This window comes from Streptomyces sp. ISL-99, from assembly GCF_018614005.1.
Classification (GTDB): Bacteria; Actinomycetota; Actinomycetes; order Streptomycetales; family Streptomycetaceae; genus Streptomyces; species Streptomyces flavidovirens.
The window spans coordinates 170,821-182,537 of sequence record NZ_JAGGPC010000023.1; the positions used below are offsets into that span (position 1 = coordinate 170,821).

General features: G+C 66.8%; 12 protein-coding genes. 6 read left to right on the forward strand and 6 right to left on the reverse strand.

The annotated features are described in order from the left end of the window. Positions 1 to 130: 130 nt before the first annotated feature. The 6 genes from rsmG to rpmH form a co-directional block, all read right to left on the reverse strand. Entirely contained in the window at positions 131 to 847 is a 717-nt protein-coding gene (gene rsmG, locus J7E91_RS15330; protein WP_028810693.1) for a 16S rRNA (guanine(527)-N(7))-methyltransferase RsmG, read from the reverse strand. A gap of 108 nt (positions 848 to 955) precedes the next feature. Continuing rightward, on the reverse strand, positions 956 to 1,468 hold the full coding sequence (locus tag J7E91_RS15335) for a R3H domain-containing nucleic acid-binding protein (protein ID WP_214903896.1): 513 nt from the start codon (positions 1,466 to 1,468) through the stop codon (positions 956 to 958). 15 nt (positions 1,469 to 1,483) lie between these two features. Beyond that, positions 1,484 to 2,719, reverse strand: coding sequence for a membrane protein insertase YidC (yidC, locus tag J7E91_RS15340; protein ID WP_214903899.1), 1,236 nt, complete (start codon positions 2,717 to 2,719; stop codon positions 1,484 to 1,486). A gap of 3 nt (positions 2,720 to 2,722) precedes the next feature. Beyond that, on the reverse strand, positions 2,723 to 3,064 hold the full coding sequence (yidD, locus tag J7E91_RS15345; RefSeq protein ID WP_028810690.1) for a membrane protein insertion efficiency factor YidD: 342 nt from the start codon (positions 3,062 to 3,064) through the stop codon (positions 2,723 to 2,725). Beyond that, positions 3,061 to 3,435, reverse strand: a complete 375-nt coding sequence (gene rnpA / locus J7E91_RS15350; protein ID WP_214903902.1) for a ribonuclease P protein component — start codon at positions 3,433 to 3,435, stop codon at positions 3,061 to 3,063. Before rnpA ends, yidD begins: the two co-directional genes overlap by 4 nt. 18 nt (positions 3,436 to 3,453) lie before the next feature. Further along, the gene (gene rpmH, locus J7E91_RS15355) at positions 3,454 to 3,591 is read right to left on the reverse strand and encodes a 50S ribosomal protein L34 (RefSeq protein ID WP_078606731.1); all 138 of its coding nucleotides are present in this window, start codon (positions 3,589 to 3,591) and stop codon (positions 3,454 to 3,456) included. Between the two features lie 366 nt (positions 3,592 to 3,957). Here rpmH and dnaA point away from each other — a divergent pair, with 366 nt between their 5' ends. The 6 genes from dnaA to J7E91_RS15385 form a co-directional block, all read left to right on the forward strand. Beyond that, positions 3,958 to 5,694 carry a chromosomal replication initiator protein DnaA gene (dnaA, locus tag J7E91_RS15360; protein ID WP_214903905.1) on the forward strand — a complete coding sequence of 579 codons (1,737 nt, stop codon included), beginning with the start codon at positions 3,958 to 3,960 and terminating at the stop codon, positions 5,692 to 5,694. A gap of 839 nt (positions 5,695 to 6,533) precedes the next feature. Further along, positions 6,534 to 7,664, forward strand: coding sequence for a DNA polymerase III subunit beta (dnaN, locus tag J7E91_RS15365; protein WP_214903909.1), 1,131 nt, complete (start codon positions 6,534 to 6,536; stop codon positions 7,662 to 7,664). 67 nt (positions 7,665 to 7,731) lie between these two features. Next, a complete protein-coding gene (gnd, locus tag J7E91_RS15370) occupies positions 7,732 to 8,610 on the forward strand; it encodes a phosphogluconate dehydrogenase (NAD(+)-dependent, decarboxylating) (RefSeq protein ID WP_214903912.1) in 879 nt (292 codons plus the stop codon). Between the two features lie 34 nt (positions 8,611 to 8,644). Then, a complete protein-coding gene (gene recF, locus J7E91_RS15375) occupies positions 8,645 to 9,775 on the forward strand; it encodes a DNA replication/repair protein RecF (protein WP_214903915.1) in 1,131 nt (376 codons plus the stop codon). After that, the gene (locus J7E91_RS15380) at positions 9,772 to 10,374 is read left to right on the forward strand and encodes a DciA family protein (RefSeq protein WP_214903918.1); all 603 of its coding nucleotides are present in this window, start codon (positions 9,772 to 9,774) and stop codon (positions 10,372 to 10,374) included. Before recF ends, J7E91_RS15380 begins: the two co-directional genes overlap by 4 nt. Positions 10,375 to 10,654: 280 nt before the next feature. Further along, on the forward strand, positions 10,655 to 11,717 hold a 1,063-nt coding region (locus tag J7E91_RS15385), incomplete at its 3' end, for an ATP-binding protein (protein ID WP_308376585.1).

Sequence of the window (11,717 nt, forward strand, 5' to 3'; positions counted from 1 at the left end):
GATTCCATGCAGCAGAGAGCGACGTTTCACGTGAAACACGATGCACCGGCAGCGCACCTAAGCCCTCACGACACTCCGCAATGCGTACGTATGGCAGCTTGTATGGAGCATCGCTGATAAACAGGGCAGATCATCGCCGTCGACGCGTACGCGACGGCCGCGCGGCCTTGGCCCGCTTGGCCGCGAACCTCACCCCGCCGGGGCTCTCCCCCACCTCCACACGCACCACCGTGGACAGCGGGTTCACCACCCCCTCGCCCACCTGAAGCACTTCCGTCTTCACCACACCGAGCTTGCTCAGTGCGGAACGTGTGCTCTTGAGCTCCTCCTCGGCGGTGTCACCCTTGAGCGCCAGCATCTCCCCGTACGGACGCAACAGGGGAACGCCCCAGCCCGCCAGCCGGTCCAGCGGTGCCACCGCCCGGGCCGTCACCACATGAACCGGCGGCAGCTTCCCCAGAACTTCCTCCGCACGGCCACGCACCACCGTCACGTGCTCCAGACCCAGCAGCTCGACGACCTCCTGGAGGAAGTTCGTACGCCGCAGCAGCGGCTCAAGGAGAGTGATCTTCAGGTCCGGGCGCACCAGCGCCAGCGGAATGCCAGGAAGCCCCGCCCCCGAACCCACATCACATACCGTGACACCTTCCGGGACCACCTCAGAGAGCACCGCACAGTTCAGCAAGTGCCGCTCCCACAGTCGCGGCACCTCGCGAGGACCGATCAGTCCTCGCTTGACGCCGGCGTCCGCGAGGAGTTCCGCGTACCGGACAGCCGCTGGAAAGTACTCACCGAATACCGCCCGTGCCTCTTCAGGCGCCTGGGGAAGCTCTGCTTCCTCCGTCACGGGGACCGTCCTTCCGTACCGCGCTACCGAACTGATGGCTGACTAACAGGCTGACAAAGATCGGCCCCGCCTGCGAACAGACGGGGCCGACAGACGTGACGAGGCCGGTCAGGCCGGGAGAACAACGACGAAACGCTCCGGCTCTTCGCCCTCGGACTCACTGCGCAGACCCGCGGCCGCAATCGCGTCGTGCACGACCTTGCGCTCGAACGGCGTCATGGGGTCAAGCTTCACCGGCGCCCCGGTGCCCTTCACCTCGTCCGCAGCCTTGGCGCCGAGCTCCGCGAGCTCCTCACGCCGCTTGGCCCGGAACCCCGCGATGTCCAGCATCAGCCGACTGCGGTCCCCGGTCTCGCGGTGCACAGCGAGACGCGTCAGCTCCTGAAGCGCCTCCAGGACCTCACCGTCGCGCCCCACGAGCTTCTGCAGGTCACGGCTACCCGTATCACTGATGATCGAGACCGCAGCCCGGTCGGCCTCGACATCCATGTCGATGTCGCCGTCGAGGTCGGTGATGTCGAGCAGTCCCTCAAGATAATCGGCCGCGATCTCCCCTTCCTGCTCGAGGCGGGTCAGGGTGTCGCCACCCTCAGCGGCCACGGAGGTGATGCCTTCCGTCACGGGATGGACTCCTTATTACTTCTTCGACGGGTGCTTGGGCCGCTGCTGGCCCTTGCGCTGCCCGGATTTGGCTTGGCGTGCGGAACCGGAAGAAGACTTGCCGGCCGTCTTGGGCTTGTCCTCCGGCTCTTCCTTCTGCAACGACGTCTTCGCCGCGGACTCGGCGGCGGCGGCCTGACGCTGCGCCTTGGTCAGACGCTTGGGCTGCTGCCGCTTCGGGCCGGAATCCAACGTCGTACCGTCCTCGGTCTCGACCTCGGGCTCACCCTTCGCCACCGTGCCGTCAGGCTGCACCGTCAGCCGCGCCAGACCAAGACCCTTGACGAACCTGCGCTCGGCCTCGTTGCGCTCACGGCCCTTGGCAGCGATCTGCTTGATGACATTGCGCTCACGCCGGCTGCGGACCTTGCCGTGCTTGACGATCGACTTCTGCATCCGCTCCAGCAGCTGAGCCTGCGCCTTGCTGCCCGGAGTGGGGTTCCCGTGGATCACGTACATCTGCTGGCCCATGGTCCACACGTTGGTGGTCAGCCAGTAGACGAGGACACCGACGGGGAAGTTGATGCCCATGACGGCGAACATGACCGGGAAGATGTACATCAGCATCTTCTGCTGCTGCATGAACGGCGTCTTGACCGTCAGGTCGACGTTCTTCGTCATCAGCTGGCGCTGCGTGTAGAACTGCGACGCCGACATCAGAACGATCATGACCGCGGTGACGATGCGCACATCGGTCAGCGAAGCCTGGAGGGCAGCGACCTTCTCCGTGCTGTCCATGAACTTCGCCGCGATCGGGGCGCCGAAGATGTGGGCCTCACGGGCGCTGTCGACCAGGTTCTGGTTGAGCACACCGATCTCGTCACCCGAGGAGATCTTGCTCAGCACGTGGTACAGGGCAAAGAAGAACGGCGACTGCGCCAGGATGGGAAGGCACGAGGACAACGGGTTGGTACCCGTCTCCTTGTACAGCTTCATCATCTCTTCGGACTGACGCTGCTTGTCGTTCTTGTAGCGCTCCTGGATCTTCTTCATCTCAGGCTGGAGCGCCTGCATGCCACGCGTCGACTTGATCTGCTTCACGAACAGCGGGATCAGACAGATCCGGATCAGCACCACCAGGGACACGATGGACAGACCCCAGGCCCAGCCCGTGTCAGGCCCGAAGACCGCGCCGTACATCGTGTGGAACTGGACGATGATCCAGGAAACTGGGGTGGTGATAAAGCTGAACAGACTGGCAATCGTGTCCACTAATCAGGCTCCTTGAGCATTGGGCGAGGTCTCTGCGGCCGGGTTGATCTCAGCGGCGGAGTGCTGCCCGCCCTTGCTGCCGCGGCTGCCGCTCCACGCATTGCGCAGCGCTTCGTGCCAACGCGGACGCCGGCGAGGCGGAACATGGTCCACACCGCCCGGCGACCACGGATTGCACCGCAGAATGCGCCAGGCGGTCAGAGCCGTGCCCTTGACCGCACCGTGCCGGTCGATGGCCGTAAACCCGTAGTGAGAACACGACGGGTAGTACCGGCAGACAGGCCCGAGCAACGGACTGATCGTCCACTGGTACAGCTTGATCAGAGCCAGCAGCGGGTACTTCATCGCGCGCCCCCTCCCAGCAACCGCTCAAGCGCGGCATCCAGGTCTCGGGCCAGCTGTGCATGGTCGGCATCACCTGATCCGGGCAACGCCCGTACGACAACCAGGCTACCGGGGGGCAGCTCCGACAGACGGTCCCGGACCAGGTGGCGAAGCCTGCGCTTCACCAGGTTCCGTACGACAGCGTTGCCAACGGCTTTGCTGACGACGAAACCCGCACGCGGCTGGGGAACGCTCTCCCCAGACGCGTGCGGGTCCGTTGCACCGCTACTTCGCAGATGGACGACGAGGAGCGGGCGCCCGGCCCGGCGTCCTCGGCGTACCGCGGTCGCGAAGTCCTCGCGCCGCCTCAGCCGATTCTCGGTAGGCAGCACGTCATGACCTGTAGGTGATCAGGCGGAAAGGCGCGTGCGGCCCTTGCCACGGCGAGTCGCCAGGATGGCGCGACCGGCACGCGTCCGCATGCGGAGACGGAAACCGTGGGTCTTGGCGCGACGACGGTTGTTCGGCTGGAAGGTGCGCTTGCTCACTCGGGGGCTCCAGAAGTGGTGTGGTGGCGGGGCATCGCCTGGCTGTCACCGTGCGCCCACGAGGAAGCTCGCAACGCCCGTGTGCACCGCTTCACGATCACAGACCGTGATCTTTGCCCATCGGAGGCAGGCGGCAGCAGCCATCGACAACTCGACCTGGTCACGGTACGCGCGGCTACGCCATCCGGTCAAACCGACCCTTCACCAGGGTCCACTATGCACAGGCTGTGGACAACAACTTGATGCACGTAAGGACCCGCGACTACCGTGCATGAACTTGGATTCTTATCCGTTGTGTCCTTGCCTGTCCTTCCCATCCCGTCCCAAGAACCACACCTTCGTGGGACCTGTGAGAGAGCGTGCCCTGTGGCTGACGTACCTGCCGATCTTGCCGCAGTGTGGCCACGAGTGCTGGAGCATCTCCTCGGAGAGGGCCAGCAGGGGATCGAACCCAAGGACAAACAGTGGATCGAGCGCTGCCAGCCGCTCGCCCTTGTCGCCGACACCGCGCTGCTCGCCGTCCCCAACGAATGGGGCAAGCGCGTCCTCGAAGGCCGGCTCGCACCGCTCATCAGCGAGACGCTGAGCCGTGAGTGCGGCCGCCCCATCCGGATCGCGATCACCGTCGACGACTCCGCTGCGGAGCCGGCCCCGCAGCAGCAGCCACAGCACGAGTCGTACGACACGTACGGACACCGGCCGCCGTCCGACGACCTGCCGACCGCCAGGCCCGCCTATCCCGACTACCGGCAGCCCCGCCACGAGCAGGGCTCCTGGCCCCGCCCGCAGGAGGACCACGGCTGGCAGCAGCCCCGGCTCGGCGGATACCAGGAGCGCGACCCGTACGCCACCCGCCCGCAGCAGCACGACTACCGGCAGCAGGCGCCCGAGCACCAGCAGTACGAGCAGCCGCACTACGACCAGCCCTCCCGCCACGAACGCCCCGAGCGCCGCGACCACCAGGACCAGCCCGCCCCCCACCGCGGCGGCGGCCCCGGCTCCTCGATGCAGTCCGGCGGCGCCCCCGGGCCCCTGGCCGCGCAGGCCTCCACACCGGGCCCCGGCGAGCCGCACGCCCGCCTCAACCCCAAGTACCTCTTCGACACCTTCGTCATCGGCTCGTCCAACCGCTTCGCACACGCGGCCGCAGTCGCCGTGGCCGAAGCGCCGGCCAAGGCGTACAACCCGCTCTTCATCTACGGCGAGTCCGGGCTCGGCAAGACGCACCTGCTGCACGCGATCGGGCACTACGCGCGGAGCCTCTACCCCGGCACGCGCGTGCGGTACGTGAGCTCCGAGGAGTTCACCAACGAGTTCATCAACTCCATCCGCGACGGCAAGGGCGACGCCTTCCGCAAGCGCTACCGCGACGTGGACATCCTGCTCGTCGACGACATCCAGTTCCTGGCGAGCAAGGAGTCGACGCAGGAGGAGTTCTTCCACACCTTCAACACGCTCCACAACGCGAACAAGCAGATCGTGCTGTCCTCGGACCGGCCGCCCAAGCAGCTGGTGACCTTGGAGGACCGGCTGCGCAACCGCTTCGAGTGGGGCCTGACCACCGACGTACAGCCGCCCGAGCTGGAGACGCGCATCGCGATCCTCCGCAAGAAGGCGGTGCAGGAGCAGCTCAACGCCCCGCCGGAGGTGCTGGAGTTCATCGCGTCCCGCATCTCGCGCAACATCCGCGAGCTGGAGGGTGCGCTGATCCGCGTGACGGCGTTCGCGTCCCTCAACCGGCAGCCGGTGGATCTCGGCCTCACCGAGATCGTGCTCAAGGACCTGATCCCCGGCGGTGAGGACGCCTCTCCCGAGATCACGGCGAGCGCCATCATGGCGGCCACCGCGGACTACTTCGGGCTGACGGTGGAGGACCTCTGCGGGTCGTCCCGCAGCCGCGTTCTCGTGACGGCCCGGCAGATCGCGATGTACCTGTGCCGTGAGCTGACGGATCTCTCGCTGCCCAAGATCGGTGCCCAGTTCGGCGGCCGCGACCATACGACCGTGATGCACGCCGACCGCAAGATCCGCGCGCTCATGGCGGAACGGCGCTCCATCTACAACCAGGTCACCGAGCTCACGAACCGCATCAAGAACGGCTGACGCGGCGCAGGAACGGTCTGCGCATCGCCTCCGAAGGGCGTCCCGGGACGAACTCCCGGGGCGCCCTTCGTCGTTCCGCGCCTTCACGGTGTTCGAATACGTGCCCGTGGGACTCCGTTCTCCACAGAACAGGGCAGGATGTTCCGTCCACACCCTGGGGACCCAGAAGTTGTCCAGATTGGGTCCACAGGTGCGGTTCCTGAGACTTCATCACCCCAGGTCAGGTGGTTGTGGATTTGTGGTCAAGCATCGTCCACAGGGTGTGGACAGAAAATCTGTCCACAGGGGCGGATCTTGGTTGTCCACCGGCGGCCCACAGGCTGGACCGTCTTGTGCACAGCTAATCCACACCTCTGTCCACTGTTCGGCAACGAAACACGGGCTCTCACCGGCGCGAGTGAAAGCGGTCACACCAAGGAGGTCGGTTGGGCTGTGGGGAACATGGGTAAAGCTGGGGACAGCGCTGGGGAGAAGTCACCCCTGCCTGTGCACCGAGTGTGTGTAACTTTCGGGCGTCCACAGAAACACCGAGTTGTCCACCGGCTCCGCCCACAGGCGCAGTGGACAAAAAAGTGGGCTTGACCTGCGCAAACGGGGTTATCCACCGTTTCCACAGGCCCTACTACTACTCCCACTTAGAGTTAGCTCGGAATTCGCTTGGAAGAAGGGCCTGTGCACAACTTGGGCCCGGAGCCGGCGACGCCTCTCGCCACGACTTGACCCCGAGCCGCACCGACTGTCGGTGCCGTGCGTCAGACTGGTCCCCGGCAACACAGCCAGACGACCCCAGACGACGACGGCCAGCAGGGCGAGCCAGCAACAAGCAGGAGGCGGTTCCGGTGAAGATCCGGGTTGAGCGCGATGTACTCGCGGAGGCGGTGGCCTGGACGGCTCGCAGCCTTCCGGCCCGTCCGCCGGTCCCCGTTCTCGCGGGCCTTCTTCTGAAGGCCGAGGACGGCGCGCTGAGTCTCTCCGGCTTCGACTACGAGGTCTCGGCGCGGGTCTCGGTCGAGGCGGACGTGGAGGAGGACGGCACCGTTCTCGTCTCCGGCCGGCTCCTCGCCGACATCTGCCGCGCCCTGCCGAACCGTCCGGTGGAGATTTCCACAGACGGTGTACGGGCGACCGTGGTCTGCGGCTCCTCGCGGTTCACACTCCACACGCTTCCCGTGGAGGAGTACCCGGCGCTGCCGCAGATGCCGACCGCGACCGGCACCGTTCCCGGTGAGGTCTTCGCCTCCGCCGCCGCCCAGGTGGCCATCGCCGCCGGCCGCGACGACACGCTTCCGGTGCTCACCGGCGTACGGATCGAGATCGAGGGCGACAGGGTCACGCTGGCCTCGACCGACCGCTACCGCTTCGCGGTCCGCGAGTTCATGTGGAAGCCGGAGGACCCGGAGGCTTCCGCCGTCGCGCTGGTGCCCGCCAAGACTCTGCTGGACACCGCCAAGTCGCTGACCAGCGGTGACACGGTCACCCTCGCGCTGTCCAGCTCTGGTGCCGGTGAGGGTCTGATCGGTTTCGAGGGCTCGGGCCGGCGTACGACGACCCGTCTGCTCGAGGGCGATCTGCCGAAGTACCGGACGCTCTTCCCGACCGAGTTCAACTCGATCGCCGTCATCGAGACCGCCCCGTTCGTCGAGGCCGTCAAGCGTGTGGCGCTGGTGGCGGAGCGGAACACTCCGGTGCGGCTCAGCTTCGAGCAGGGCGTGCTGATCCTCGAAGCGGGTTCGAGCGACGACGCACAGGCTGTGGAGCGGGTCGACGCGAACCTGGAGGGCGACGACATCTCGATCGCCTTCAACCCGACCTTCCTGCTGGACGGCCTGAGCGCGATCGACTCGCCGGTCGCCCAGCTGTCCTTCACCACGTCGACGAAGCCGGCGCTGCTCAGTGGCAGGCCCGCGGTCGATGCCGAGGCGGATGAGGCGTACAAGTACCTGATCATGCCGGTGCGGCTCTCGGGCTGAGGCCTCTGCGGGCCGGGCGTAGGCTCGGTCTCGGGTACGAATCGCCACAACGCTTAAGGAATCTCTGATGGAGTTCGGTCTCGTCGGCCTCGGCAAAATGGGCGGCAACATGCGTGAGCGCATCCGCCGCGCAGGCCACACCGTCATCGGTTACGACCGCAACCCGGACGTCGCCGATGTCCACAGCCTTGAGGAGCTTGTGGCCAAGCTCAAGGGCCCGCGTGTGGTGTGGGTGATGGTTCCGGCCGGTGCCGCGACCCAGTCGACGATCGACGAGCTGGCCGAGCTGCTGGAGCCGGGCGACGTGGTCGTGGACGGCGGGAACTCCCGCTGGACGGACGATGAGAAGCACGCGGTGGAGCTGGGCCTCAAGGGCATCGGTTTCGTCGACTGCGGCGTTTCGGGTGGTGTGTGGGGCCTGGAGAACGGCTACGCGCTGATGTACGGCGGCGACGCGGAGAACGTGGCGAAGGTCCAGCCGGTCTTCGACGCGCTGAAGCCGGCGGGCGAGTTCGGTTCGGTGCACGCGGGCAAGGTCGGCGCCGGCCACTTCGCGAAGATGGTTCACAACGGCATCGAGTACGCCATGATGCAGGCGTACGCCGAGGGCTGGGAGCTGCTGGAGAAGGTCGACTCCGTCACCGACGTGCGTGAGGTCTTCCGGTCCTGGCAGGAGGGGACGGTCATCCGTTCCTGGCTGCTGGACCTGGCGGTCAACGCGCTGGACGACGACGAGCACCTTGAGGGTCTGCGTGGGTTCGCCGCGGACTCGGGTGAGGGCCGCTGGACGGTGGAGGCGGCGATCGACAACGCGGTGCCGCTGCCCGCGATCACGGCGTCGCTGTTCGCGCGGTTCGCTTCGCGTCAGGAGGACTCCCCGCAGATGAAGATGATCGCCGCTCTGCGCAACCAGTTCGGTGGTCACGCGGTCGAGTCGAAGAAGTAAGCAGCTCAGAGCTGGGAGAAGGTCGGCGCACGCCATGCACGTCACGCATCTGTCGCTGGCCGACTTCCGCTCGTACGCCCGGGTCGAGGTCCCTCTCGATCCGGGCGTTTCCGTGTTCGTGGGGGCGAACGGGCAGGGCAAGACGAATCTTGTCGAGGCGGTCGGTTATCTGGCGACGCTCGGCAGTCACCGGGTCGCTTCGGATGCGCCGCTGGTGCGGATGGGCGCGGAGCGGGCGGTGATCCGGGCGGCGGTGACGCAGGGCGAGCGGCAGCAGCTGGTGGAGCTTGAGCTGAATCCGGGCCGGGCGAATCGGGCGCGTATCAACAGGTCGTCGCAGGTCAGGCCGCGTGATGTGCTGGGGATCGTACGGACGGTGCTGTTCGCGCCGGAGGATCTGGCTCTGGTGAAGGGTGATCCGGGTGAGCGGCGGCGGTTCCTCGATGAGCTGATCACGGCGCGGTCGCCGCGGATGGCGGGTGTGCGGTCGGATTACGAGCGGGTGCTGAAGCAGCGGAACACGTTGTTGAAGTCGGCGGCGATGGCGCGTCGGCACGGTGGCCGGTCGATGGACATGTCGACGCTGGATGTGTGGGACCAGCATCTGGCTCAGGTGGGTGCGGAGCTGCTGGCGCAGCGGCTGGATCTGATCGCGACGTTGCAGCCGATGACGGACAAGGCGTACGAGCAGCTGGCGCCGGGTGGGGGTCCGGTGTTGTTGGAGTACCGGAGTTCGGTCGGTGGGGGCGTCGGTGCTGGTCAGACGCGTGAGGAGTTGTACGAGCTGCTGTTGGCGGCGTTGGCGGAGGCGCGGAAGCAGGAGATCGAGCGGGGTGTGACGTTGGTCGGTCCGCATCGGGATGATCTTGTGCTGAAGCTGGGGCAGCTGCCGGCGAAGGGTTATGCCAGTCATGGTGAGTCGTGGTCGTACGCGCTGTCGCTGCGGCTTGCTTCGTACGATCTGCTGCGTGGCGAGGGCAATGAGCCGGTGCTGGTGCTCGATGACGTGTTCGCGGAGCTGGATGCGCGGCGGCGGGAGCGGCTGGCGGAGCTGGTGGCGCCGGGTGAGCAGGTGTTGGTGACGGCTGCGGTGGATGACGATGTGCCGGGTGTGCTGTCGGGGGCGCGGTATGTGGTGTCCGGCGGCGAGGTGGCGCGGGTATGAGCGGGTTGGGTGGGACGAGCGGTGCGGGTGGGGTGGGTGGGGAGCTGCCTCAGGAGCCGTTGAGGGTGCCTGAGCAGGCGAAGGCGCCGGAGGTGCCCCAGTCGACGGGGGTTGATCTGGCGCGGGTGGCGTTGCGTGCGGCGAAGGAGCAGGCGCGGGCGCGGGGGGCGGCGGCGCAGCAGAAGAGGCAGGCGCGGCGTGGTGGGGGGTTGCGGTCGGGTTCGGGGGCGGACGGTCGTGATCCGTTGGCGTTGGGTGCGGCGCTGGACCGGTTGAAGACGGAGCGCGGCTGGGAGATGCCGATGGCGGTCGGCGGTGTGATGGGCCGGTGGCCGGAGATCGTGGGCGGGGGTCTGGCGAAGCACTGTGTGCCGCAGCGGTATGACGAGGACGAGCGGGTTCTCACGGTGCAGTGTGATTCGACGGCGTGGGCGACGCAGTTGCGGTTGATGCAGCGGGAGCTGTTGACCCGGTTGAACGCTGATCTGGGGCGGGACACGGTGCGGGTGATCAAGATCTGGGGGCCGGGTGGTCCGCCGCGTCGTTTCGGTGCGCTGCGGGCTCCGGGGAGTACGGGCCCTGGGGATACGTACGGGTGAGAAGTGGCTGGGGGCGGGTGTCCGGGTGAGGTGTCGCTCACGGTGGCGGGTGCTTGACAGCTGGAAGCGCTGGATGCCCGTGTGAGCCTCTTGGAGCCCCTTCCCGGATATGGGGAGTCGGACGGCGCCGGTTCAGGACGGCACATGGGTACTCAGGTACCGGCAAACCCCCATGAGTGTCCGCGCTACCGGTAGACTGGTGGACAATCCCGCCCGCTTGCGGGACACGTCGACTTATACAGAACGACGCGGCCGGTCCCGTTTGTCGGGGTTTCGGCCCGTGCTGTGCCAGAAAGGGCGCTTCGTGGCCGATTCCGGCGACCCCAACGAGAACATTCCTTCCACTGCTGCCGACGCGGGCGAGGTGACGGCGAACGCCTCGGCCTACGACGCGAGCGCGATCACCGTCCTCGAGGGTCTGGACGCGGTCCGCAAGCGCCCCGGCATGTACATCGGCTCGACCGGTGAGCGTGGTCTTCACCACCTTGTGCAGGAGGTCGTCGACAACTCCGTCGACGAGGCTCTGGCCGGCCACGCGGACACGATCGATGTCACGATCCTGGCCGACGGCGGCGTGCGCGTCGTCGACAACGGCCGTGGTATCCCGGTGGATCTCCATCCTGTCGAGAAGAAGCCGGCTGTCGAGGTCGTGCTCACTGTCCTGCACGCGGGCGGCAAGTTCGGCGGCGGCGGATACGCCGTGTCGGGCGGTCTGCATGGTGTGGGTGTCTCCGTGGTCAACGCGCTGTCCACCAGGCTCGCCGTGGACATCAAGCGCGACGGCTACCGCTGGACGCAGGAGTACAAGCTCGGTGTGCCCACCGCTCCCCTCGCGCAGCACGAGCGGGTGGAGGACTCCGGCACCACGGTGACGTTCTGGGCCGATCCGGACGTCTTCGAGACCACCGACTACTCCTTCGAGACGCTCGCGCGCCGCTTCCAGGAGATGGCCTTCCTCAACAAGGGCCTGACTCTGACGCTCACGGACGAGCGTGAGTCGGCCAAGGCGACGATGAACGCCGACGACCCCGACGCCGAGGCGGCCGAGGAGCAGCCGGCGCGGACGGTGAAGTACCACTACGAGGGCGGCATCGTCGACTTCGTGAAGTACCTGAACTCGCGCAAGGGTGAGCTGATTCACCCGACCGTCATCGATGTCGAGGCCGAGGACAAGGAGCGCATGCTCTCGGTCGAGATCGCGATGCAGTGGAATTCGCAGTACACGGAGGGTGTGTACTCCTTCGCGAACACGATCCACACGCACGAGGGCGGTACGCACGAGGAGGGCTTCCGTGCGGCGATGACGGGTCTGGTGAACCGTTACGCGCGCGAGAAGAAGTTCC

Bases quoted from the DNA above. Each gene is read 5' to 3' on its own strand.
- J7E91_RS15380 (WP_214903918.1), top strand. From the start codon at position 9,772: ATGAGCGGGTTGGGTGGGACGAGCGGTGCGGGTGGGGTGGGTGGGGAG.
- yidD (WP_028810690.1), bottom strand. From the start codon at position 3,064: ATGAAGTACCCGCTGCTGGCTCTGATCAAGCTGTACCAGTGGACGATC.
- gnd (WP_214903912.1), top strand. From the start codon at position 7,732: ATGGAGTTCGGTCTCGTCGGCCTCGGCAAAATGGGCGGCAACATGCGT.
- recF (WP_214903915.1), top strand. From the start codon at position 8,645: ATGCACGTCACGCATCTGTCGCTGGCCGACTTCCGCTCGTACGCCCGG.